Source organism: Pseudomonas sp. TWR1-1-4 (genome assembly GCF_049897165.1).
Taxonomy (GTDB): domain Bacteria; phylum Pseudomonadota; class Gammaproteobacteria; order Pseudomonadales; family Pseudomonadaceae; genus Aquipseudomonas; species Aquipseudomonas canadensis.
Genome location: NZ_JAFCVS010000011.1, coordinates 47,864 through 70,735, shown reverse-complemented (window position 1 = coordinate 70,735; position 22,872 = coordinate 47,864). Strand labels below are relative to the sequence as shown.

Sequence of the window (22,872 nt, the reverse complement as noted above, 5' to 3'; positions counted from 1 at the left end):
GATCTGCTCAACGGTCACAGCGACCCCTGCACCCATTGAGGATCCACCATGAGCTTGAAAGATAAACTTCCCGGCCAACTCGGCTTTGGCACCGCACCGCTGGGCAACATGTTTCGCGCCATTCCTGAAGACGAGGCCCAGGCCACCGTGGAGGCCGCCTGGAGCGCCGGCGTGCGCTATTTCGACACCGCGCCGTTCTACGGCTCGGGCCTCTCGGAAATCCGCCTGGGCCAAGCCCTGTCGCAGTACAACCGCGACGACTTCGTGCTCAGCACCAAGGTCGGCCGGGTGATCCTCGACGAAGTCGAAGACAGCGCCCGTGACCTCGGCGAAAAAAGCGGCGTGTTCGAACACGGCCGCCCGAACAAGATGCTCAACGACTACAGCGCCGACGCCACTTTGCGCTCCATCGAAGACAGCCTGACCCGCCTGAACACCGATCGCCTGGACATCGTATGGATTCACGACATCGCCCAGGACTTCTACGGCGACCAGTGGCTGGAGTACTTCAACCAGGCCTGTACCGGTGCGTTCAAAGTGCTGACTCGCTTGCGCGAAGAGGGCGTGATCAAGGCCTGGGGCCTGGGCGTGAACCGCGTCGAGCCGTGCGAATTGACCCTGGACCTGACGGAGGCGCAGCCCGACGGCTTTTTGCTGGCCGGCCGCTACACTCTGCTGGACCACGATCGTGCCCTGCAACGCCTGATGGACGCGGCTTCGGCCCAGAACGTCGAGATCGTCGTCGGTGGCCCCTACAGCTCCGGCATCCTTGCCGGTGGCGAACACTTCGAATACCAGAAAGCCAGCCCGGCGATCATCAGCAAGGTCGAGCAGATCAAGGCGATTGCCCAGGCGTTCGGCGTCAGTGTGAAAGCCGCCGCGCTGCAATTCTCCCTGGCCCATCCGGCCGTGGCGGCGGTGATTCCCGGTGCCAGCCGTCCGGGCAGGATTGCCGAAGACGTCGCGGCGTTGTCAGAAAAGATCCCGGCAGCCTTCTGGCAGGCCCTGCGCGATGCCCGATTGATTTCGGATCGCGCACCACTGCCGCTTTAACTTCAGGAGTTTCAACCATGAAAATTGATGTAAGCGGCAAAGTAGCGATTGTCAGCGGCAGCACCGCCGGCATTGGCCTTGGCATCAGCCAGGCGCTGGCGCAGTCCGGCGCCACGGTGGTGGTGATCGGGCGTGACGCGGGCAAGGTGGATGACGCCTTGGCGAGCATCCGCCAGGCCGTTCCCGGCGCTGACCTGCGTGGTTTGGTGGCGGATCTCGGTACGGCTGAAGGCGCAGAAAAACTCTTCGCCGCCGAACCGCGTGCCGACATCCTGGTCAACAACCTGGGCATCTTCAACGACGTGGATTTCTTTGAGGCCCCGGACAGCGAGTGGACACGCTTCTATGAGGTCAATGTGATCTCCGGTGTACGCCTGGCGCGGCATTACACGCCGGGTATGGTCGAGCAGGGCTGGGGGCGGGTGATTTTCCTGTCGTCGGAGTCCGGCGTGGCGACCCCGGCGGACATGATCAACTACGGCGTGACCAAGAGCGCCAACCTAGCAGTGTCCCATGGTTTGGCCAAGCGCCTGGCGGGCACCGGTGTGACGGTAAACGCGGTGTTGCCTGGCCCGACCTTTACCGACGGCCTGGAGCAAATGCTCAAGGACGCCACCGCACAATCGGGGCGCAGTGCGCGGGACGAGGCGGATGTGTTTGTGCGTCACGCACGGCCGACCTCGATCATCCAGCGCGCGGCAAATGTGGATGAAGTCGCCAACCTGGTGGCGTACATTGCTTCACCCCTGTCATCTGCCACCACCGGTGCCGCGTTGCGGGTCGACGGTGGTGTGGTCGACAGCATGGCTATCTGAGTTGTTTTCTATTTTCTGGAGTAATTAACGTGGCAACAGCGTCTTCTGTAATTGAAATCCCTGTCTCGGCCGATCAGGTCTGGCAATTGGTCGGTGGCTTCAACAGCCTGCCGGACTGGCTGGCGTTCATTGTCAAAAGCGAGCCAAGCGATGGCGGCCGCGTGCGTCACCTGCAAACCGCCGACGGTGGCGTGGTGGTGGAGCGGTTGCAGAGCTTTGATAACGTTGGGCGCACCTACAGCTACACCATCGAGCAGTCACCGTTCCCTGTGAGTGCGTACCTGGCGACATTGCAGGTTGAGGCCTTGACCGAAACGTCGGCGAAAGTGACCTGGTCGGGTGTGTTCACGCCGGCGACGGGGACTACGGATGCGGCGGTGGAGGAATTGTTTGCCGGTGTCTACAGCGGTGGGCTTGAGGCGTTGCGCGCCAATTTCCCAGACTGAAACTGAACCTGTGGTGACTGGGTTTTGTGGTGAGCGGGCTTGTCCCGCGCTGGGCTGCGCAGCAGCCCCAAAAATCTTGCGAGCGCTACGCACTCCAGCGCGAGCAAGCTCGCTCACCACAGCAAGCCCGCTCACCGAAGTAAATCTCAACAGCGCAAGCTATTCGGGCATGAGCTGCTGGCGGCATTCCAGGACTAATCTGGCACCGCCTTGTTCACTGGTACCCACTTCCAACTTGAACCCATGCAAGTTGATGATCGCCGCCACAATCGACAAGCCCAACCCGAACCCGCCTTGCTGGTCGCTTTCATCCACGCGATAGAAGCGCTGGAACACTGCGTCACGCTCCGCCGCCGGTATGCCGGGGCCGGAGTCGTGCACTTCAATGCGCGTGCTACCGGCATCATTGACCCCACGCAGAATCACTTCGCCGCCCGGTGGGGAGAACTTGATCGAGTTGCTCAACAGGTTGGCCAGGGCCTCGAACAGCAGCGCGCGGTCGCCGGTGATCCATGGCAGGGATTCCGGTGTTTCGAGGCGCAGTTGCAGTTCGCCTTCTTCGGCCAGCGGCAGGTAGAAGTCGTGCAACTCACGCAACAGCGGCAGCGGGTCCATGACCAAAAAGCCTGAGCGGCGCTGGTGGTCTTCCAGTTCGGAGATACGCAACAGCCCGCGAAAGCGCGCCATCAGCGTATCGGTTTCGGCAATCGCGTCATCCAGTTTCACCGCGTAGTCCGACTCCGCCTCGGCCTCCTGCTTGATCCGGTACAACTGCGCGCGCAAGCGTGTCAGAGGGGTGCGCAGGTCGTGGGCGATGTTGTCGCACACGCCCTTGACCTCGTTCATCAGCTTCTCGATGCGATCCAGCATGGCGTTGACGATGGCCGCGAGCATGTCCAGTTCGTCGCGTCGGTTCGATAGCGGCAGGCGGTGGGTCAAGTCGCCGGCAACGATGGCTTCGGCGCTGGCCTGGATCCCGCGAATTCGTCGCAACGGGCGTCGACGCAATAAATGCCAGCCGGCAGCGCCAGGGATAATCGTCAAGGACAACGCCCACAGCAGGGCATGCCAGATGATCCGGGTCACGCCAAACAGCGAACCGTTGGCGCGCACCAGCACCAGCCAGCGGCCGTCTTCGGTGTGGGTGGCGACAGCGTCGCAACTGTCCTTGGGCAACTTGGGGTCGTCGGAGTCGACGCAATTGACCAGGGCGTGGATCTTGCCGTCCAGCGGCAGGTCCGGCGGCACCGCGCGGATCGGCCCACTGAGCGGGCGGAACTGCTCATCGAACAGGCCGTAGGCGTCCACGCCCTTCATGTCGAAGGTCATGCTGGTGGTCAGGGCTTCGACCAGTTCCTCGCCGTCGAAGCGCTGGAACAGGTGCTGGCGCTGCATCAGCGAATGGCGCGACAGGTCGCCCAGGTAACCCGACACCTCGTAATACAGCACCCCCATGAGGATGCAGCTCCAGGCCACGAACAACGAACTGTACAGCGCCAGCAAGCGGCTGCTGGAAGAGCGCCAGCCTTTAGAGGGGTTCAGCAATGACATAACCGGAACCTCGTACCGTGCGGATCAGCGGCGTGAGGCCTGGTGGATCGATCTTCTTGCGCAGACGGCCGATGTGCACGTCGATCAGGTTAGTGCCGGGGTCGAAGTGATAGCCCCAGACTTCTTCGAAGATCATCATCCGCGACAGGATCTGCCCGGTGTTGCGCATCAGGAATTCCAGCAACTTGTATTCGGTGGGCAGCAGGCTCAGGGGCTGATCGGCGCGACTGGCTTCGCGGCTGATCAGGTTCAGCTCCAGGTCGGCCACGCGCAGGGCGGTTTCGAACTCCTGAACCGTGCTTTTGCGCCGCAGCAGCACTTCGACGCGGGCGGCCATTTCATCCGAGGCGAACGGCTTGGTGAGGTAGTCATCCCCGCCGGCACGCAGGCCGCGCACACGCTCATCCACGTCGGAGAGGGCGCTGATCATCAGGATCGGCGTCGATACACCAATCGTGCGCAGCGTGGTGACGATGGCTAGGCCATCGAGTTCCGGCAGCATGCGGTCGAGGGTGATCAGGTCGTAATCGCCACTGACGGCGCGGACCAAGCCTTCACGGCCGTTGTCTACCCAATCTACATCCAGTCCATGGCTACTCAGCTCGGCGACGATCTCGCGGGCCGTTACGGCGTCATCCTCGATGGTCAAAATACGGGTCATAGGATTACCTTTCACACTGGAAGACCGCAATCGCCGGCAAGCCGGCTCCTACAGAAGTGCGGGCATTTTGCCAAGAAATGGCTGAACGCTTCCTAAATAAAACTTCATGTTGGCAAAACCGCCACATTGATCTTCGGGAATGCATAAAGCCCGCCTGCCACTGCTGTTTCTTGCAACTTGCATGGTTCTAGGAAGTTCAAGTTATTTAACCTGTTGAAATATATAGATATTTATTTTTGTGGCGACTGGCATGGTGCCTGCACTGTCCCTTTTGAGACTTGTAACACTATTTTTCTGCCTTGGAGCACAACAACAATGATCACATCCTCATCCACGCTGCAAGAGTCGAGCGCGCTCTCCGGGGTTTCCTGGGGGGCGATTTTTGCTGGGGCGGCCGCTGCGGCCGCATTGTCCCTGATCCTGGTGCTGCTGGGCTTCGGCCTGGGCTTTTCGGCGGTATCGCCGTGGGCTGACAGTGGCATCAGTGCCAAAGGGCTTGGCATTTCCACGATTGTCTGGCTGGCGTTTACCCAGATCGTCGCGTCCGGGCTGGGCGGTTATATCGCCGGCCGGTTGCGGGTGAAGTGGGCGAATATGCATGGCGATGAGGTGTACTTTCGCGACACCGCCCATGGTTTCCTGGCCTGGGCTGTGGCCACGCTGATTACTGCGGTACTGGTAGTCGGTTCGGTGAGCAGTGTCGTCAGCGGCGGCGTGAAAGCCGGTGCCAGCGTTGCAGCCGGCGCGGCCAGTGGCATCACCCAAGCCTCTGGCAGTGCTGCCAAGGGCGTCAACGGTGGCGACTTCGACTACTACGTCGACAGCCTGTTCCGCGATGATCGCCCGGCCGCCGTCAGCGATGACGCCGCCCATGGTGTGGTTGCCCGCATCTTCACCCGCACCCTGAGCAACGACGGTCAACTGGCCCCTGAAGACCGTGCCTACCTGGCGCAGTTGATCAGCCAGCGCACCAACCTCAGCCAGGCGGATGCCGAGGCGCGTATCGACAAGGTCTATGGCGATGCCCGTAAAGCCGTTGAAGACGCCAAGCTCAAAGCCAAGCAAGCCGCTGACACCGCTGCAAAAGTCGCTGCCTATACCTCGCTGTGGACCTTTGTTGCCCTGTTGATCGGCGCGTTCTTCGCCAGCTTCGCAGCCACCTTTGGCGGTCGCCGTCGCGATGCCGTGGTGTATGTCGAAACCGAACACTTCGTACGTTAATTCAAGGAGAACATCATGCGCTCATTACTGCTTTGGTTCCTCGGTGTGCCTATTCCGGTGATCATCCTGATCGCGATCTTCATGCACTGATTGTTGCGTTACCCAAGCCGCGCCTGAGCAACAGGCGCGGCTTTTTGCTGCAAGGCCAGCCAGCTTGTCACCAGCAACACACTGGCCAGTGCCGTCATCATCACCAACGGTGCCGACGTCCCATCGGACAACAGCCCGGTCGCCCAACTGCTCACAGCCGTCAGGAACATCTGGGTAAAAAAGAACAGCCCGGATGCCGTTCCCGCGATTGCACCATAGGGCTGCAGCACCGAGAGCTGACAGGCCGGAATCACCATCCCCACCGACACCATGATCAGCACCATCGGCAGCACGATCGCCAGCCATTCCCCCGGCAGCGCGACGCTCGCCAGCGCGAGAATCCCACTGCCCAGCACGTTCATTGCTATGCCGACGACGATCAAACGGTCTGCCTCGAAGCGCCGCACCAGCCGACGAAACAGGTTCGCGCCCAGCATGTAGCCGCTGATGGTTGCTGCGAACACCAGTGCGTAAGCAGTCGCGGACAGATGAAACCCCCGTTGCAGCAACGCCGATGACTCGCTGATAAACGGAAAATAGGTGCTGTACACGCAACCGATCGCCACGGAGTAACGCAGGAAGTAACGGTCACGCAGCAGTTGGCCGTAAATGCGCAGCAGCCCACGCGGCGGGGCGGCGGCGACTTCCGGTGGGCGGGTTTCAGGCAGACGGCGATACACCACCAGGCACAGCACAGCTCCGATTACGCCCAGCAGCACGAACAGTCCGCGCCAGTGGATGAACGGCAGCATCAGGCTACCCAGTACCGGCGCGGCCATGGGCGAAATTGCCATGGCCATGGAGATCAGCCCAAGCAGGCGTGCTTGCTCGTTGCGGTCGAAGTAATCGCGCACGATCACACGGCCGATCACGGTGGTGCAACAGCCACCCAAAGCCTGGAACAGTCGGGCGATGATCAACACGGCGATGTTGTCCGCCAGGGCACAAGCTGCCGTGGCGAGGACATACAGAAACAACCCGGCCAGCAACACCGGACGACGACCAAAGCGGTCGGTGAGCGGACCACTGACCAGCAGCGAAATCGCCGCGCCGTTGGCCAAGGACATACCCCGTCGGCCTGTGGAGTCTGATCTGCCGGACAGTGGTGTGCAGAGCCATGTGCCCTTTGTCGCACGGCGCCCGGATGCCAGCCTGTTCGATCTGAAGAGCTGGGCCCGCTGTATCACCCGTGGGCTGTTGTCAGTCGGGCCGGGCGTGTTGGAAGCGTCACACCCGGCCGGCCTGCCCGAGTTGCGCGCACAGATCGCCGACTACCTGCGCAGCTATCGCGGCCTGCATTGCGAAGCCGATGAGGTGATTGTCACCACCGGCATCCGCCACGCCCTGGACCTGATCGCGCGCAGCGTGCTCAAGGCCGGCGATAGGGCCTGTGTCGAGGATCCCGGCTACCTGCCGGCACGGCGCCTATTCACGCTGGCAGGCGCCAATGTGCAGGGCATCCCCGTCACCGCCGAGGGCCTCGATACTGCGCAACTTCCCGAGACAGCCCGCTTGGCCTACGTCACCCCGGCGCACCAGGCGCCGCTGGGCATGACGCTGTCGGTGTCCCGTCGCCTGGCGCTGCTGGACTGGGCAGCCCGCGCCGACGCCTGGGTGGTCGAAGACGATTACGACAGCGAGTACAACTACAACACCGCGCCACTGGCCGCGCTCAAGTCCCTGGATTCGGCCGACCGCGTGATCTACTGCGGCAGTTTCAACAAGAACCTGTTCCCCGGTTTGCGCGTGGGCTTCATGGTGGTGCCCAAGGCGTTGCGTCGCGGGCTGTTGCGCACCTTGCAACTCACCGGGCATTCGGTGGGGGCCACTGATCAATTGGGGTTGGTCGAGTTCTTGCGCAGTGGCGCCTTCGTGCGTCACTTGCGTGCCTCGCGCCAGGCGTACCAGGCCCGTCGCGATGCGTTGCTGGAATGCCTGGACGGGCGCTGCGCGGTCAGTGGCCAGCAGGCAGGGTTGCATTTTGTGTTGTGGTTGCCGGCCGGTGTCGAAGAGGGCGATTTCTGCAACCATGCCGCCGAAGCCGGGTTGACGCTGCAGCCCCTTGGCAAGTTCTGTCACGGCGTGAGCTTGCCGCCGGCGGTGATCATCGGCTACACCGCGTTGACCCTGGCCCAGATCCGCTATCACGGCCGAGTTCTCACGCAATTGTTAATAGCGGCTTAACCCGCGCTTGGCTAGACTCGCGCCCCATGAGCCGCCTCTTGCGTTTAGTCCTGGTCCTGCTGTTGAGCCTCACGCTTCCCCTGACCGGGATGGCGGGTGTGCCGTCGAGCACCGAACCCTGCCCGATGAAGATGTCGGACATGCAGGTGATGACCGACATGAACCCTGACTGCTGCCAGGATGGCGTCGATCACGGCAAGGTCTGCAAACCCGGCCAGGAATGCAAGACTGGCGGCTTGCTGCAACTCTCCTTGCCGGTGCTCAAGGCGCCGTTGACCCTGGCGCATCCGCTGCTTGTCAGCGCCTCTTCGGATTTCATTCCAGACCGCACGCCGTCCGGCGTCTGGCGCCCACCCCGTGCCTGATTCCTGTTGCACCTCAAGACGCATCCCCTGACCGGGATGGCTTTGCTGTGGGCCGCGTAATGCGGCGCGCAGCGCAACGGAACAGGAATTTTCAACATGAATCCCTTCTACTTGCGCGCCCTGGTGGTGGGCGTGCTGGCGTGGCCGGCGTGGGCGAGTGCGCTGACCCTGGACGACGCCCTGCGCCTGGCGCAGAACAACGCACCGTCGCTCGCTGCTGAGTCGGCCAAGCTGCAAGCCGCGACCCAGGCGGCGATCCCGGCGGGCGAACTGCCAGATCCGAAGCTGGTGGTTGGCCTGCAGAACTTCCCCATCGGTGGGCCCAATCGCGGCACGTTGTATGGCGATGACATGACTGAACAAATGATCGGTATCCAACAGCAGGTGCCCAGCCGCGACAAGCGCAAGGCGCGTATCGAGCTGGCCGATGCCACGGTGGAGCGCACCGCGGCCGAAGGTCGGATCGAGCGCCTGAACGTGCGCCAGGCCACGGCCCAGGCCTGGATCCGTGCCTATGCGGTGGAACGCAAGGAGGCCTTGTTCAAGGACTTCTACCAGCAGAACCGCCTGCTGCAAGACAGCGTGCGTGCGCAATTGGCCGGTGGTCGCGGCCAGCCCTCGGATGCGGTGATACCACGACAGGAAGCCGCCGAACTGGCCGGACGCGAAGATGAACTGGTCCAGCAACGCGCCCAGGCCCGCGCGGCGCTCAAGCGCTGGATCGGTCCAGCCGCCAATGAAGCACCCAGCGGCCAGTTGCCCAATTGGCCCATCGACGGGCGTTACAACCTGCATCAACACCCTGAACTGCAAGCTTTTGCGCCGCGCACCCGCGAGGCCGAAGCGCGGTTGCGCGAAGCCAAGGCGCAAAAGACTTCGGACTGGAGTTGGGAAGTGGACTACCAGCACCGTGGCCGTGAATACGGCGATATGGTCAGCCTGCAATTGAGTTTCGACCTGCCGATCTTCCCCGGCCGTCGGCAAAACCCCGGGATCGCCGCCAAGCAAGCCGAGCTGGATCAGCTGGATGCCGAGCGCGAAGCGGTCACCCGCGAACACACCCAGCAACGGGATGATGACCTCGCGCAATACCAGCGTCTGGACCGCGCCGTGCAGCGCAGCCAGGACAGCCTGGTGCCCCTGGCCGAAGAGAAGGTCGCGCTGAGCTTGGCCGGTTATCGCGCTGGCAAGGGTGACTTGCTCAACCTGGTCGGCGCCCGACGTGAGCTGGTCGAAGCGCGTTTCAAGCAGATCGATGCCCTCGAGCAACGTGCCCTGGTTGGCGCGCAGCTGTATTTCGCCTACGGAGAAGCCTCCCATGATTAATCGACTCCTCGCGGTGGCGTTGTTGGGCGGTGGCCTGGGCGCCGGTTACTGGCTTGCGCAGGCACCGGCTCCGGTCGCGGCCATGGCCGACAACAAACCGGCGCTGTACTGGTATGACCCGATGTACCCGCAGCAGAAATTCGACAAACCCGGCAAGTCGCCTTTCATGGACATGCAATTGGTGCCGCGTTATGCCGAAGGCGCTGCAGGCAGCGCCGCTGTGCAGATCGACCCCCGTGTGGCGCAGAACCTCGGTGTGCGCCTGGCAACGGTAACCCGTGGCGTGTTGGCGTCCACGCTGGAGCTGTCTGGCATCCTCGCCTTTAACGAGCGTGACGTCGCCGTGGTACAGGCGCGGGCCAGTGGTTTTGTCGAGCGGGTGTATGACCGCGCGCCGGGCGACGTGCTCAAGGCCGGTGCGCCTCTGGCTGACCTGTTGATACCCGAATGGGCGGCGGCCCAGGAAGAGTTCCTGGCCTTGCGCCGTAGCGCGGATGCGCGTCTGTTGGCGGCTGCGCGCCAGCGTTTGCGCCTTAGCGGTATGCCCGCCGGGTTGATCGCGCAGATGGAGCGAAGCGGCCGTGTGCAATCGGTATTGACCGTCGCCAGCCCCATCGGCGGCGTGGTGCAAACCCTCGACGTGCGCGAAGGCATGACGATGGCGGCGGGGCAGAGCCTGGCGCGCATCAATGGCCTGGATCGCCTGTGGTTGCAGGTTGCTGTGCCGCAAGCTCAAGGTGCTGCGCTGGCTGTGGGGCAAGCGGTGGAAAGCCGCTTTGTCGGGCTGCCGGGGCAAACCGTCAAGGGCACCGTCAGTGCTATTTTGCCGACGATCGCCGGCGACAGCCGTACCGTGCAGGTTCGCGTTGAACTGCCCAATGCCGATGGCACCTTGCGCCCCGGCATGACGGCCCAAGTGCGTTTGGCGCAATCTTCCGCGCAATCCGTGCTGCAGGTGCCCAGCGAAGCGTTGATCCGTACCGGTAAACGCACGTTGGTGATGCTGGCCGAGGAGGGCGGGCATTACCGCCCGGTGGACGTCGAGGTCGGCGCTGAAAGCCAGGAGATGACGGTGATCCGCAGCGGTTTGCAGGAAGGCCAGCAGGTGGTCGCGTCCGGTCAATTCCTGCTGGATTCTGAAGCCAGTTTGCGCGGGATTATCCAACCATGATCGCCTTATTGATTCGTTGGTCAGTCGCCAACCGTTTTCTGGTAGTGCTCGCGACGTTGTTTGTCACGGCTTGGGGCATCTGGGCGGTGCAAAACACGCCGGTCGATGCACTGCCGGACCTCTCCGATGTGCAGGTGATCATCCGCACGCCGTATCCCGGCCAGGCGCCGCAGATCGTGGAAAACCAGGTCACCTACCCGATGACCACCACCATGCTTTCGGTGCCGGGCGCCAAGACCGTGCGCGGGTTTTCCTTTTTCGGCGACAGCTACGTCTATGTGCTGTTCGACGAAGGCACCGACCTGTATTGGGCGCGTTCGCGGGTGCTGGAATACCTCAGCCAGTTGCAGGCGCGCTTGCCCGTATCGGCCAAGCCAGCGCTGGGTCCGGACGCCACTGGCGTCGGCTGGATCTACCAGTACGCACTGGTAGACCGCAGCGGCCAGCATGACCTGGCGCAGTTGCGCGCCTTGCAGGACTGGTTCCTCAAGTTCGAACTCAAGACCCTGCCCAATGTGGCCGAAGTCGCGACCATCGGTGGCCAGGTCAAGCAGTACCAGGTGCAGCTCGATCCGCTGGCCCTGGCCAATCGCGGCATTACCCAGGCACAGGTGGTGGAGGCCATCGGCAAAGCCAACCAGGAAACCGGCGGCTCGGTGCTGAACATGGGTGAGTCCGAGTACATGGTGCGGGCGTCCGGCTACCTCAAGTCGCTGCAGGATTTTCGCGGGATTCCCTTGCGGCTGGACGCGAAAAATGTGCCCGTTACGCTTGGCGACGTGGCAACCATTCAGTTGGGCCCGGACCTGCGTCGGGGCGTCAGCGAGCTGGACGGCGAAGGCGAGGCGGTGGGCGGTGTACTGATCCTGCGCAGTGGCAAGAATGCCCGTGAAGCCATCGCTGCGGTCAAGGCCAAGCTGGAACAACTGAAAAGCAGCCTGCCGCCCGGCGTGGAGATCGTCACCACCTACGACCGCAGCAAACTCATCGACCGCGCCGTGGACAACCTCAGCCACAAGCTGCTGGAAGAGTTCGTGGTGGTGGCGCTGGTCTGCGGGATTTTCCTGTGGCACCTGCGCTCATCCCTGGTGGCGATCATCTCGCTGCCGGTGGGGGTGTTGATCGCGTTTATCGTCATGCGCTTCCAGGGCATCAACGCCAACATCATGTCCCTGGGCGGCATCGCGATTGCCATCGGCGCGATGGTCGACGCGGCGGTGGTGATGATCGAAAACGCCCACAAGAAACTCGAAGCCTGGCACCACGCCAATCCGGGTCGTGAGCTCAAGGGCGAAGACCATTGGCAGGTGATGACCGACGCGGCGGTAGAGGTCGGCCCGGCGCTGTTTTTCTGCCTGTTGATCATCACCTTGTCGTTCATTCCGGTGTTCACCTTGCAGGCCCAGGAAGGTCGCTTGTTCGGCCCGCTGGCCTACACCAAGACCTACGCCATGGCGGCCGCCGCCGGTTTGTCGGTGACCTTGATCCCGGTGCTGATGGGCTACTGGATTCGCGGGCGCATTCCGGATGAGCAGCGTAACCCGCTCAATCGCGGCCTGATCAAGCTCTACCAGCCTGCACTGGAGGCGGTGCTGCGTCGGCCGCGCCTGACCCTGGTGGTAGCGTTGCTGGTGGTCGCCAGTGCGGTGTGGCCGATCTCGAAACTGGGCGGTGAATTTTTGCCGCCGCTGGACGAAGGGGACTTGCTGTACATGCCCTCGGCACTGCCGGGGCTGTCGACGCAAACGGCGGGTGAGTTGTTGCAACGCACCGACCGGCTGATCAAGACCGTACCCGAAGTGGCACACGTGTTCGGCAAGGCCGGTCGCGCCGAAACAGCCACTGACCCGGCCCCGCTGGAAATGTTCGAGACCACTATCGAGTTCAAGCCCCGTGACCAATGGCGCCCCGGTATGACCCCGGACAAACTGGTGAAGGAGCTCGACCGCGTGGTGCAGGTGCCGGGCCTGACCAACATCTGGATCCCGCCGATCCGCAACCGCATCGACATGCTTGCCACCGGCGTGAAAAGCCCGGTCGGCGTGAAGGTGGCCGGTACCAGCCTGATGCAGATCGACGCAGTGACCCAGGCGGTGGAAAAGGTCGCCAAGGGTGTGCCGGGCGTCAGTTCAGCCTTTGCCGAACGCTTGACCGGCGGGCGTTACATCGACGTGGATATCGACCGGGCAGCGGCCGCGCAATACGGACTGAACATCGCCGATGTGCAGTCGATTGTGTCGGGTGCCATCGGCGGGGAAACCATTGGCGAAACCGTGGAAGGCCTGGCGCGCTTCCCGATCAGCCTGCGCTATCCAAAGGAATGGCGCGACTCGGTGACGGCCTTGGCAGACTTGCCGATCTACACGCCGTCAGGCAGTCAAACCACCCTGGGCACGGTGGCCAAGGTCAAGGTGAGCGACGGCCCGCCGATGCTCAAGAGCGAAAACGCACGGCCTTCCGGCTGGGTCTACATCGACGTGCGCGACCGCGACCTGGCATCGGTGGTGAAGGATCTGCGCGCGGTAATCAACCAGCAGGTGCAGCTCCAACCGGGCATGAGCCTCAGCTATTCGGGGCAGTTCGAATTTCTGGAACGGGCCAATCAACGCCTGAAACTAGTGGTGCCGGCGACTTTGCTGATCATCTTCGTGCTGCTGTACCTGACCTTCCGCCGCGCGGACGAAGCGCTGCTGATCCTGGCGACTTTGCCGTTCGCACTGACGGGCGGGGTGTGGTTGCTTTACGGGCTGGGTTTCAACTTGTCGGTGGCGACGGGCGTGGGGTTTATCGCGCTGGCCGGTGTGTCGGCGGAGTTCGGCGTGATCATGCTGCTGTACCTGAAAAACGCCTGGGCTGATCGCAAGGATGGGGATCTGCTGGCCGCCATCACCGAAGGCGCGGTGCTGCGGGTACGGCCCAAGGCGATGACCGTGGCGGTGATCATCGCGGGCTTGTTGCCGATCCTGCTGGACGGCGGCACCGGCAGCGAAGTGATGAGCCGCATCGCCGCGCCGATGATCGGCGGGATGCTCACGGCGCCGTTGTTGTCGCTGTTTGTGATTCCGGCGGCCTATCGGTTGATGCTCAGTCATCAAATCCAACCTGCTCATGAATCTCATCCACCTTCAATTCCAACCGATACGCCACCGCAATAAACAACGCCTGGCACAGGCACAGGGTGGCGCTCAACGAGCGGAAGGCAAACGACGAGCCTTCATTCACCAACAGCACGGCGTTCGCCCGCTTGGCCAGGGGCGACAGGTTGCTGTCGGTGATGATCAGGGTCTTGGCCTGGTGGTGCTGGGCGATGCGCAGACAGTGCTGGGTCTCTTTGCCGTAGGGCGTAAAGCTGATCGCAATCACCAGGTCATTGGCGCGCACGCTGCGCATCTGCTCGCGGTAGCTGCCGCCCAGGCCTGAGATCAGGTGGATGCGCTTGTTGGTGTGCTGCAGGTTGTAGACCAGGTAATCGGCCACCGCAAAAGAGCGGCGCACGCCGACTACGTAGATATTGTCGGCATTCACCACCAGGTCCACGGCTTTGTCGAACGCGACATCATCCAGCTCCAGCCCCAGGCGCTCGATACCCGACAAGGTCGCGTTGACGCATTCGCGCGCCAGGTCGCCGCCGCTGGCCTTCTGCGACTTGTTGGCGATCATGCTGCGGATGCGTTGCTGGTAGTTCTGCACCGGCGTGGTCTTGTGGGTGTAGGCCTCGCGGAACAACGCCTGCATCTCACTGAAGCCACTGAACCCGAAGCGTTGCGAGAAGCGCACGATGGCCGACGGGTGCACCTCGCACTCGCGGGCGATGTCGCTGATGCGGTCGACCATGATCCGGTCGCTCTGTTGGCTCATGTAGCTGGCGATGCGCTTGAGCTGGCGCGGCAGGCTCTCGTATTCGTCGGTGATCAGCTGCAACAGGCGCTCGGCATTGATCGGAGGGCTGGCGAGAGTGTCTTCCAGGGTGGTCTCGGGATCGGTGCGGGACATGGGCAATCCTTCTGGCGTTGTTGTCTGTTGCGCTGATGGGTGGCGCAAGTCTACAGGGTAGGCGCAAAAAAATACCCCGGCATCACGGCCGGCGTGGCCTGCTGAAACGATGCACTGTAGTGGGACTGGCTCTGTACAAGCTTAATGGAAAAAATATTCCAATGAAAAAATATCTGGAATAAATATTGATTGGTGTCGCCGGACGTTCTAGTCTGCTCCCACCAAGAGCGTTTGCCGTCGCCACGTCGGCACAACGCAGGCTGATAAAAATAACAGGAGCCAGCATGGGCCAGACTCGTTTTGCCAGTGGGCGTCAATTGGATCTGATTTGCCTCGGGCGCCTGGGCGTCGACCTTTATGCACAGCAAGTGGGTGCGCGGCTTGAGGACGTGTCCAGCTTCGCCAAGTACCTCGGCGGGTCCTCCGCCAACATCGCCTTCGGCACCGCCAGGCTGGGGCTCAAGTCGGCGATGTTGAGCCGGGTCGGCGACGACCATATGGGGCGCTTCCTGGTGGAGTCCCTGGCCCGCGAAGGCTGTGACGTCAGCGGCATCAAGGTCGACGCGGAACGCCTAACCGCCCTGGTGTTGCTCGGCCTCAAGGACCGCGAAACCTTCCCCCTGGTGTTCTACCGCGAAAACTGCGCCGACATGGCCCTGCGCGCCGAAGACATCAGCGAAGCCTTTATTGCCTCCAGCAAGGCGCTGCTGATCACCGGCACGCATTTCTCCACCGACGGCGTGTACAAGGCCAGCATCCAGGCCCTGGACTACGCGGCCAAGCACAACGTCAAGCGCGTGCTGGATATCGACTACCGCCCGGTGCTGTGGGGCCTGGCGGGCAAGGCCGATGGCGAAACCCGGTTTGTCGCCGACCAGAATGTCAGCCAGCACGTGCAGACCATCCTGCCGCGCTTCGATTTGATCGTCGGCACCGAAGAAGAATTCCTCATCGCGGGCGGCAGTGAAGACTTGCTCACCGCGTTGCGTAAGGTGCGCGAACTGACCCCGGCGACCCTGGTGGTCAAGCTTGGTCCGCAGGGTTGCACGGTGATCCACGGCGCTATTCCAGCGCGGCTGGAAGACGGTGCCATCTACCCCGGTGTGCGGGTTGAAGTGCTCAACGTATTGGGCGCCGGCGATGCGTTCATGTCGGGTTTCCTCAGCGGCTGGCTCAACGACGCGAGTGACGAGCGTTGCAGCCAGTTGGCCAACGCCTGTGGCGGCCTGGTCGTCTCACGCCACGCTTGCGCTCCGGCCATGCCGACGCCGGCGGAGCTGGAATACCTGTTCAACAGCCCGGTGCCGATTACCCGCCCGGACCAGGACGTGACCCTGCAACGTCTGCACCGCGTGACGGTGCCGCGCAAGGCCTGGAAGCAATTGTTCGTGTTTGCCTTCGATCACCGCTGGCAACTGGTGGACCTGGCGCAAAAGGGCGGCCAGGACCCGGCGCGCATCAGCGATGCCAAGCAACTGTTTACCCAGGCCATCGAACGCGTCGAGAAAAAACTCGCCGAGCAAGGGGTGGAAGCCGACGTCGGCCTGCTTGCCGACCAACGCTTCGGCCAGGACGCGCTCAACGCCGCCAGTGGTCGTGGCTGGTGGATCGCGCGCCCGGTGGAAGTGCAGAACTCACGGCCACTGGCCTTCGAACATGGCCGTTCAGTGGGCAGCAACCTGATCGCCTGGCCCCAAGAACAGATCATCAAGTGCCTGGTGCAATTCCACCCGGATGACGAGCCGATGCTGCGCCTGGAGCAGGAGGCACAACTCAAGGCGGTATATGAGGCGTCGATTGTCAGCGGTCATGAACTGCTGCTGGAAGTCATCCCGCCCAAGGATCATCCGTCCACCTACCCGGATGTGCTCTACCGCAGCCTCAAGCGCCTGTACAACCTGGGTATCTACCCGGCGTGGTGGAAGATCGAGGCGCAATCGGCCGAAGACTGGAAAAAGCTCGACGAACTGATCGAGGAGCGCGATCCGTACTGCCGTGGCGTGGTGTTGTTGGGCCTGAATGCGTCGGCGGAATTTCTCGCCGACGGCTTCCAGCAGGCCAGCCAGAGCACCACCTGCCGCGGGTTTGCCGTGGGCCGCACGATCTTCCAGGAACCGAGCCGCGCGTGGATGGCGGGGGAGATCGATGACGAGACCTTGATCCAGCAGGTGCAGGCCACCTTCGAACAGCTCATTAACGCCTGGCGCCAAGCCAGGGACTGACACCACCCCCCTGTAGGAGTCCGGCTTGCCGGCGATGGGGCCTTAAAGACCGCTATCGCCGGCAAGCCGGACTCCTACAAAGATTGATGTCAGCCAAAAGATGAAACCAGACAACAACAAAAAGGTGCAGCCATGCCCGCAATCCGAATTGGCATCAACCCGATCTCCTGGAGCAACGACGACCTGCCGGCCCTGGGCGGTGAAACCCCCTTGAGCACCGCCCTGAGCGAAGGCAAGGAAATCGGCTACGAAGGTTTTGAACTCAACGGCAAGTTCCCCAAGGACGCCAAGGGCGTCGGCGATGTTTTGCGCCCTTATGATTTGGCGCTGGTTTCCGGCTGGTACTCCAGCCGCCTGGCCCGGCGCTCGGTGGCTGAGGAGATCGAGGCCATCGCCGGGCATGTCGAGTTGCTCAAGCAGAATGGCGCCACGGTACTGGTCTACGGCGAGGTGGCCGATTCGATCCAGGGCTCGCGGATCCGCCTGATCGAACGCCCGCGCTTTCACAGCGAACAGGCCTGGCAGGACTACGCCGACAAGCTCACTGAACTGGCGCGCTTCACCCTGTCCCAGGGCGTGCGCCTGGCGTACCACCACCACATGGGCGCCTATGTCGAATCCCCGGAAGACATCGACCAACTGATGCGCCGCACCGGCCCTGAAGTCGGCCTGCTGTTTGACTCGGGTCACTGCTACATGGGCGGCGGCGAACCTATCGAGGTGCTGCGCAAACACATTGAGCGCATTTGCCATGTGCACTTCAAGGACGTGCGCAAACCGGTGGTGCAACTGGCGCGTAACCAGATGTGGAGCTTCCCCGACTGTATCGTCAACGGCACTTTCACCGTGCCCGGCGATGGCGATATCGACTTCGCCGAATTGCTCGACGTGCTGTTGGCTGCCCACTACGAGGGCTGGCTGGTGGTGGAAGCCGAGCAGGACCCGGCAGTAGCCCCCAGCTATATCTACGCGAAGAAAGGCTATGACACTTTGCGCGCGCTTCTCAACGAGAGGACTTGAGTGATGAGCTTGTTGGTCAAAAGCAGCAAACGCGGCCAGACCATGGTCGCCCTGGAAGCCGGGAGCCTGGAGTACGTGGGTTTTTCCGCCTACCGCCTGAGCCTGGGGGAAACCCTGCCGGTCAGCGCCGGTGATAAAGAACTGTGCCTGGTTCTGCTCAGTGGCCGGGTGAACATCCAAGGCGAAGGCTTCAACTGGCAGAACCTGGGTGATCGCCAATCGGTGTTTGAAGACAAATCGCCGTTCGCCGCCTACCTGCCGCCGGGCACCGATGCCCAGGTCACGGCGTTGAGCGACGTGCAGATTGCCGTGTGCGCGGCGCCTGGCACCGAGGGCTACGAGCCACGCCTGATCCGCCCCGAAAACTGCAAGCGCAGCGTACGTGGCAAGGGCGCCAACACCCGCTACGTGTGCGACATCCTGCCTGACAGCGAGCCGGCCCATTCGCTGCTGGTGGTGGAAGTGCGCACGCCGTCCGGGCATTCGTCGAGCTACCCCCCACACAAGCACGACACCGACGACCTGCCGCACCAGAGCTTCCTGGAAGAAACCTACTACCACCAGATCAACCCGCCCCAGGGCTTCGTGTTCCAGCGCGTCTACACCGACGACCGCAGCATCGACCAGGCCATGGCCGTGGAAAACAGCGACCTGGTGGTGGTGCCCAAGGGTTATCACCCAGTCAGCGTGCCCTATGGCTACGAATCCTATTACCTGAACGTAATGGCCGGCCCCAAGCGTGCCTGGCATTTCCACAACGACCCGCAGCACAGCTGGCTGCTGGACCTTTAATCAGCGGTTTGGACGGAGAACAACAATAAATGAAGTCGCCTCTACGTTTCGCCCTTAACCGCATGGTCGCTCCCAACCTGTCCCTGCCGGATTTCATCCAGTTGGCCGCAACGCTCAAATGCGATGCGATCGAGATTCGCAACGACCTGGCCGACAAGCAGATCGAATTCGGCACCCCGGCCAGCCGCGTGCGTGAACTGTGCGCGGTGCAGGGCATTACCGTGCTGTCGATCAACGCGCTGTACCCTTTTGATGTGTGGAACGACGAGCGTCGGGCCCAGGCAATCACACTGGCGACCTACGCCCGTGAATGCGGCGCCCAGGGCCTGGTGATGTGCCCGCTCAATGAGCCGGGCGACACGCGCAATGAAGCCCAGCGTGCCGCCGGTTTGCGCACGGCCTTGAGCGAGTTGGCGCCGATCCTGCGCGACTACGGGATTCTCGGCTTTATCGAGCCCCTGGGTTTTGAAGAGTGTGCCCTGCGGCGCAAGCGCGTGGCGGTGGAGGCGATCAAGTCCATCGGCGGCCTGGATGTGTTCCGTCTGGTGCACGACACCTTCCATCATCACCTGGCCAGCGAACATGAGTTCTTCCCGGAGTTGACCGGGCTGGTGCATATCTCCGGCGTGGAAGATAGCGAGGCGCCGCTCAGTTCGATTCGCGACGGCCACCGCGTGCTGGTGGGCGAGGGCGACATCCTGGGTAACGCCGCACAGATCGACACCTTGCTCAGCACCGGCTACAGCGGCTACCTGTCATTCGAACCGTTTGCCGAGAGCGTGCATGCATTGGCGGATATCCAGCAGGCGTTGGGGGCAAGCATCGCCCACCTGCAGAAACGATAAGGGGCGCGAGATGACCACAACAAGACTGACCATGGCCCAGGCCCTGGTGAAGTTCCTGGACAACCAATACATCGAAGTCGATGGCGTGCAGAGCAAGTTCGTCGCCGGAGTGTTCACGATTTTCGGCCACGGCAATGTGCTGGGCCTGGGTCAGGCCCTGGAACAAGACGCCGGCGACCTGGTGGTGCACCAGGGCCGCAACGAGCAGGGCATGGCCCACGCTGCCATCGGTTTCGCCAAGCAGCATCTGCGCCGCAAGATCTACGCGTGTACGGCCTCCGTCGGCCCTGGCGCCGCCAATATGCTGACAGCCGCCGCGACCGCCACGGCCAACCGTATCCCGTTGTTGCTGTTGCCCGGCGATGTGTACGCCAGCCGCCAGCCTGACCCGGTGCTGCAACAGATCGAGCAGTTCCACGACTTGAGCATCAGCACCAACGATGCCTTCCGCTCGGTCAGCAAGTACTGGGACCGCATCAACCGCCCCGAGCAGTTGATGACCGCCGCCATCCACGCCATGCGCGTGCTTACCGACCCGGCCGAGACCGGCGCGGTGACCCTGGCATTGCCCCAGGACGTGCAGGCCGAGGCCTGGGATTATCCGGATTATTTCCTGCAGAAACGCGTGCATCGCATCGACCGTCGCCCGGCGACCGCCGCGATGATCAGTGATGCATTGGCGGCGTTCCGCGGCAAGCGCAAGCCGCTGATCATCTGCGGTGGTGGGGTGAAGTACTCCGGCGCCAATGCCGCGCTGCAAGCCTTTGCCGAACGGTTTGATATTCCCTTCGCGGAAACCCAGGCGGGCAAGAGCGCCGTGGTTTCCAAGCATCCGCTGAACGTCGGCGGGATCGGTGAAACCGGCTGCCTGGCGGCGAATCTGCTGGCGCCCGAAGCGGACCTGATCATTGGGATCGGCACGCGCTACACCGACTTCACCACCTCGTCCAAATCGCTGTTCAAGCACGCAGACGTTAAGTTTCTTAACCTCAATATCAGCCCCTGCGACGCCTTGAAACTGGATGGCGTGCAGGTGTTGGCCGACGCGCAGATCGCCTTGGAGGCACTGGCAGATGCCCTTGGCGATTACCGTTCCGGTTGGGGTGAGCAGATCAGCGAGGCCAAGGCGCAGTTGGAGGCCGAAGTGGACCGTGTGCATCAGGTCGAATATGCCGGCGACGGTTTTGTGCCTGAGGTCGACGACCACCTGGACCGCGCGGTGCTGCGTGAATTTATCGAGCTGACGGGCTCGTGCCTGACCCAGAGCCGCGTGCTGGGTGTATTGAATGAAACCCTGGCCGACGACGCCATCATCGTCGCCGCCGCCGGCAGCCTGCCCGGCGACCTGCAGCGAGCCTGGCGCAGCAAGGGCGTGAACACCTACCACGTCGAGTACGGCTATTCGTGCATGGGCTACGAGATCAACGCCGCCCTGGGCGTGAAACTCGCCGAACCGAGCAAAGAGGTCTACGCCCTGGTCGGTGACGGCTCCTACATGATGCTGCACTCGGAGCTGGCCACCTCGATCCAGGAGCGCCGCAAGATCAACGTGGTGCTGCTCGATAACATGGCCTTCGGCTGCATCAACAACCTGCAGATCGGCAATGGCATGGACAGCTTCGGCACCGAATTCCGCTACCGCAACCCCGAGAGCGGCAAGCTCGACGGTGGCCTGGTGACGGTGGACTTTGCCATGAGCGCAGCGGCCTATGGCTGCAAGACCTACAAGGTCAGCAGCGTGGAACAGCTGCAAGCCGCGCTGGCCGATGCGCGTACGCAGACGGTGTCCACGCTGATCGATATCAAGGTGCTGCCCAAGACCATGATCCACGGCTACCTGTCGTGGTGGCGAGTGGGCGTGGCGCAGGTCTCCACCAGCGAACGCACGAATGCCGCCGCGAAAAAACTCAATGAACACCTGGCGAAGGCCCGGCAGTACTAATCACAAGAGGAGTGTTTGTATGTCTTTGAAGCTCGGTGTCATCGGTACAGGCGCTATCGGCCGGGACCATATCCGTCGTTGCAGCCAGACCTTGCTCAACAGCCAGGTGGTGGCGGTGACCGACATCAACCTGGAGCAGGCCGCCAAGGTGGTGGCTGACTTGAACATCAGCGCCGAGGTGTACGCCGACGGCCATGCGCTGATCAACTCCCCGGAAGTCGAAGCGGTACTCGTCACCTCCTGGGGCCCGAGCCACGAAGAGTTCGTGCTCGCCGCCATCGCCGCCGGCAAGCCGGTGTTCTGCGAAAAACCGCTGGCGGTCACCGCCGAAGGTTGCCGCAAGATCGTCGATGCCGAAGTGGCCTTCGGCAAACGCCTGGTGCAGGTCGGTTTCATGCGCCCCTACGACGAAGGCTATCGCGCCCTCAAAGCCGTGATCGATAGCGGCCAGATCGGCGAACCGCTGATGCTGCATTGCGCACACCGCAACCCCACGGTAGGTGAGAACTACAAGACCGACATGGCGATCACCGACACCCTGATCCACGAGCTGGATGTGTTGCGTTGGCTGCTCAACGACGACTACGTGTCGGTGCAAGTGGTGTTCCCGCGCAAGTCCAGCAAGGCCTTGGCGCACCTGCGTGACCCGCAGATCGTGCTGCTGGAAACCGCCAAGGGCACGCGCATCGATGTGGAAGTGTTTGTGAACTGCCAGTACGGCTACGACATCCAGTGCGAAGTGGTGGGGGAGACCGGCATCGCCAAGCTGCCGGAGCCGTCCCAGGTGCAACTGCGCAGTGAAGCGAAGCTGTCCAACGCGATCCTGATGGATTGGAAGGACCGGTTTATCGGCGCCTATGACGTGGAGTTGCAGGCGTTCATCGACAGCGTGCGCGCCGGCCAGGTCGGCGGGCCTTCGGCGTGGGATGGCTTTGCGGCGGCAGTGGCGGCGGATGCGTGCATCGAGGCGCAGAACAGTGAGCAGATTGTGAAGGTGAGCCTGCCGGATCGCCCGCGCTTCTACGGCTGATTCACTGGAGAAACCCGGTCAAAAACTGTGGGAGCTGGCTTGCCTGCGATGGCGGTTCATCAGTGTCAGATTCATTGCCTGACACACTGCTATCGCAGGCAAGCCAGCTCCCACAGTTGAATTGGGTTTCCAGTTTAAATTAGGA

Annotated in this window: 19 protein-coding genes; 15 read left to right on the top strand and 4 right to left on the bottom strand. The window is 62.5% G+C overall.

Going from position 1 to position 22,872, the window contains the following annotated elements; all coding sequences use genetic code 11:
* The first annotated feature begins 48 nt into the window (after positions 1-48).
* Genes ACP7C6_RS29130 through ACP7C6_RS29120 form a run of 3 tightly spaced genes read left to right on the top strand, consistent with a single transcriptional unit; the run spans position 49 to position 2,314 of the window.
* Positions 49-1,053 (top strand): aldo/keto reductase, encoded by a 1,005-nt coding sequence (locus tag ACP7C6_RS29130; protein WP_426109586.1) that lies wholly within the window; start codon positions 49-51, stop codon positions 1,051-1,053.
* Between the two features lie 17 nt (positions 1,054-1,070).
* Positions 1,071-1,868 carry an SDR family NAD(P)-dependent oxidoreductase gene (locus ACP7C6_RS29125; RefSeq protein ID WP_028615847.1) on the top strand — a complete coding sequence of 266 codons (798 nt, stop codon included), beginning with the start codon at positions 1,071-1,073 and terminating at the stop codon, positions 1,866-1,868.
* Between the two features lie 29 nt (positions 1,869-1,897).
* The gene (locus ACP7C6_RS29120; RefSeq protein ID WP_068934201.1) at positions 1,898-2,314 is read left to right on the top strand and encodes an SRPBCC family protein; all 417 of its coding nucleotides are present in this window, start codon (positions 1,898-1,900) and stop codon (positions 2,312-2,314) included.
* A gap of 159 nt (positions 2,315-2,473) precedes the next feature.
* Here the strand turns inward: ACP7C6_RS29120 and ACP7C6_RS29115 are convergent, their stop codons facing one another.
* Together ACP7C6_RS29115 and ACP7C6_RS29110 are read right to left on the bottom strand one after the other, a co-directional pair.
* Entirely contained in the window at positions 2,474-3,865 is a 1,392-nt protein-coding gene (locus ACP7C6_RS29115) for a sensor histidine kinase (protein WP_016975576.1), read from the bottom strand.
* Positions 3,843-4,526 carry a response regulator transcription factor gene (locus tag ACP7C6_RS29110; protein WP_010211030.1) on the bottom strand — a complete coding sequence of 228 codons (684 nt, stop codon included), beginning with the start codon at positions 4,524-4,526 and terminating at the stop codon, positions 3,843-3,845. Before ACP7C6_RS29110 ends, ACP7C6_RS29115 begins: the two co-directional genes overlap by 23 nt.
* A 315-nt stretch (positions 4,527-4,841) precedes the next feature.
* Here ACP7C6_RS29110 and ACP7C6_RS29105 point away from each other — a divergent pair, with 315 nt between their 5' ends.
* On the top strand, positions 4,842-5,747 hold the full coding sequence (locus ACP7C6_RS29105; RefSeq protein ID WP_426109585.1) for a hypothetical protein: 906 nt from the start codon (positions 4,842-4,844) through the stop codon (positions 5,745-5,747).
* A 98-nt stretch (positions 5,748-5,845) separates the two neighbouring features.
* On the opposite strand, the gene ACP7C6_RS29100 is transcribed toward ACP7C6_RS29105, so the two are convergent.
* Complete coding sequence (locus tag ACP7C6_RS29100) at positions 5,846-6,904, bottom strand: multidrug effflux MFS transporter (RefSeq protein WP_426109584.1); 1,059 nt, start codon at positions 6,902-6,904, stop codon at positions 5,846-5,848.
* Here ACP7C6_RS29100 and ACP7C6_RS29095 point away from each other — a divergent pair.
* The 5 genes from ACP7C6_RS29095 to ACP7C6_RS29075 all read left to right on the top strand — a co-directional run bounded on the left by ACP7C6_RS29095 (position 6,852) and on the right by ACP7C6_RS29075 (position 14,038).
* Positions 6,852-8,021 (top strand): PLP-dependent aminotransferase family protein, encoded by a 1,170-nt coding sequence (locus ACP7C6_RS29095; protein WP_426109583.1) that lies wholly within the window; start codon positions 6,852-6,854, stop codon positions 8,019-8,021. The genes ACP7C6_RS29100 and ACP7C6_RS29095 overlap by 53 nt on opposite strands.
* A gap of 26 nt (positions 8,022-8,047) precedes the next feature.
* Complete coding sequence (locus tag ACP7C6_RS29090) at positions 8,048-8,386, top strand: hypothetical protein (RefSeq protein WP_426109582.1); 339 nt, start codon at positions 8,048-8,050, stop codon at positions 8,384-8,386.
* 96 nt (positions 8,387-8,482) lie between these two features.
* Complete coding sequence (locus tag ACP7C6_RS29085; protein ID WP_426109581.1) at positions 8,483-9,712, top strand: TolC family protein; 1,230 nt, start codon at positions 8,483-8,485, stop codon at positions 9,710-9,712.
* The gene (locus tag ACP7C6_RS29080; RefSeq protein ID WP_028615855.1) at positions 9,705-10,883 is read left to right on the top strand and encodes an efflux RND transporter periplasmic adaptor subunit; all 1,179 of its coding nucleotides are present in this window, start codon (positions 9,705-9,707) and stop codon (positions 10,881-10,883) included. Before ACP7C6_RS29085 ends, ACP7C6_RS29080 begins: the two co-directional genes overlap by 8 nt.
* A complete protein-coding gene (locus tag ACP7C6_RS29075; RefSeq protein ID WP_426109580.1) occupies positions 10,880-14,038 on the top strand; it encodes an efflux RND transporter permease subunit in 3,159 nt (1,052 codons plus the stop codon). Before ACP7C6_RS29080 ends, ACP7C6_RS29075 begins: the two co-directional genes overlap by 4 nt.
* Here the strand turns inward: ACP7C6_RS29075 and ACP7C6_RS29070 are convergent.
* A complete protein-coding gene (locus ACP7C6_RS29070; protein WP_028615857.1) occupies positions 13,968-14,876 on the bottom strand; it encodes a MurR/RpiR family transcriptional regulator in 909 nt (302 codons plus the stop codon). The genes ACP7C6_RS29075 and ACP7C6_RS29070 overlap by 71 nt on opposite strands.
* Positions 14,877-15,160: 284 nt before the next feature.
* Here ACP7C6_RS29070 and ACP7C6_RS29065 point away from each other — a divergent pair, with 284 nt between their 5' ends.
* The 6 genes from ACP7C6_RS29065 to ACP7C6_RS29040 all read left to right on the top strand — a co-directional run bounded on the left by ACP7C6_RS29065 (position 15,161) and on the right by ACP7C6_RS29040 (position 22,727).
* A complete protein-coding gene (locus tag ACP7C6_RS29065) occupies positions 15,161-17,098 on the top strand; it encodes a bifunctional 5-dehydro-2-deoxygluconokinase/5-dehydro-2-deoxyphosphogluconate aldolase (protein WP_426109579.1) in 1,938 nt (645 codons plus the stop codon).
* 132 nt (positions 17,099-17,230) lie between these two features.
* Positions 17,231-18,118, top strand: coding sequence for a myo-inosose-2 dehydratase (gene iolE, locus ACP7C6_RS29060; protein WP_426109578.1), 888 nt, complete (start codon positions 17,231-17,233; stop codon positions 18,116-18,118).
* Positions 18,119-18,121: 3 nt separating this feature from the next.
* On the top strand, positions 18,122-18,910 hold the full coding sequence (iolB, locus tag ACP7C6_RS29055; RefSeq protein ID WP_426109577.1) for a 5-deoxy-glucuronate isomerase: 789 nt from the start codon (positions 18,122-18,124) through the stop codon (positions 18,908-18,910).
* A gap of 29 nt (positions 18,911-18,939) precedes the next feature.
* Positions 18,940-19,755 (top strand): TIM barrel protein, encoded by an 816-nt coding sequence (locus ACP7C6_RS29050; protein WP_028615861.1) that lies wholly within the window; start codon positions 18,940-18,942, stop codon positions 19,753-19,755.
* Positions 19,756-19,765: 10 nt separating this feature from the next.
* Complete coding sequence (gene iolD, locus ACP7C6_RS29045; RefSeq protein WP_426109576.1) at positions 19,766-21,697, top strand: 3D-(3,5/4)-trihydroxycyclohexane-1,2-dione acylhydrolase (decyclizing); 1,932 nt, start codon at positions 19,766-19,768, stop codon at positions 21,695-21,697.
* Positions 21,698-21,716: 19 nt separating this feature from the next.
* Positions 21,717-22,727, top strand: a complete 1,011-nt coding sequence (locus tag ACP7C6_RS29040) for a Gfo/Idh/MocA family protein (RefSeq protein ID WP_236318712.1) — start codon at positions 21,717-21,719, stop codon at positions 22,725-22,727.
* Positions 22,728-22,872 lie beyond the last annotated feature (145 nt).

Bases quoted from the DNA above. Each gene is read 5' to 3' on its own strand.
- ACP7C6_RS29130 (WP_426109586.1), top strand. From the start codon at position 49: ATGAGCTTGAAAGATAAACTTCCCGGCCAACTCGGCTTTGGCACCGCA.
- ACP7C6_RS29125 (WP_028615847.1), top strand. From the start codon at position 1,071: ATGAAAATTGATGTAAGCGGCAAAGTAGCGATTGTCAGCGGCAGCACC.
- ACP7C6_RS29115 (WP_016975576.1), bottom strand. From the start codon at position 3,865: ATGTCATTGCTGAACCCCTCTAAAGGCTGGCGCTCTTCCAGCAGCCGC.
- ACP7C6_RS29110 (WP_010211030.1), bottom strand. From the start codon at position 4,526: ATGACCCGTATTTTGACCATCGAGGATGACGCCGTAACGGCCCGCGAG.
- ACP7C6_RS29105 (WP_426109585.1), top strand. From the start codon at position 4,842: ATGATCACATCCTCATCCACGCTGCAAGAGTCGAGCGCGCTCTCCGGG.
- ACP7C6_RS29100 (WP_426109584.1), bottom strand. From the start codon at position 6,904: ATGTCCTTGGCCAACGGCGCGGCGATTTCGCTGCTGGTCAGTGGTCCG.
- ACP7C6_RS29090 (WP_426109582.1), top strand. From the start codon at position 8,048: ATGAGCCGCCTCTTGCGTTTAGTCCTGGTCCTGCTGTTGAGCCTCACG.
- ACP7C6_RS29085 (WP_426109581.1), top strand. From the start codon at position 8,483: ATGAATCCCTTCTACTTGCGCGCCCTGGTGGTGGGCGTGCTGGCGTGG.
- ACP7C6_RS29080 (WP_028615855.1), top strand. From the start codon at position 9,705: ATGATTAATCGACTCCTCGCGGTGGCGTTGTTGGGCGGTGGCCTGGGC.
- ACP7C6_RS29075 (WP_426109580.1), top strand. From the start codon at position 10,880: ATGATCGCCTTATTGATTCGTTGGTCAGTCGCCAACCGTTTTCTGGTA.
- ACP7C6_RS29070 (WP_028615857.1), bottom strand. From the start codon at position 14,876: ATGTCCCGCACCGATCCCGAGACCACCCTGGAAGACACTCTCGCCAGC.
- ACP7C6_RS29065 (WP_426109579.1), top strand. From the start codon at position 15,161: ATGGGCCAGACTCGTTTTGCCAGTGGGCGTCAATTGGATCTGATTTGC.
- iolE (WP_426109578.1), top strand. From the start codon at position 17,231: ATGCCCGCAATCCGAATTGGCATCAACCCGATCTCCTGGAGCAACGAC.
- iolB (WP_426109577.1), top strand. From the start codon at position 18,122: ATGAGCTTGTTGGTCAAAAGCAGCAAACGCGGCCAGACCATGGTCGCC.
- ACP7C6_RS29050 (WP_028615861.1), top strand. From the start codon at position 18,940: ATGAAGTCGCCTCTACGTTTCGCCCTTAACCGCATGGTCGCTCCCAAC.
- iolD (WP_426109576.1), top strand. From the start codon at position 19,766: ATGACCACAACAAGACTGACCATGGCCCAGGCCCTGGTGAAGTTCCTG.
- ACP7C6_RS29040 (WP_236318712.1), top strand. From the start codon at position 21,717: ATGTCTTTGAAGCTCGGTGTCATCGGTACAGGCGCTATCGGCCGGGAC.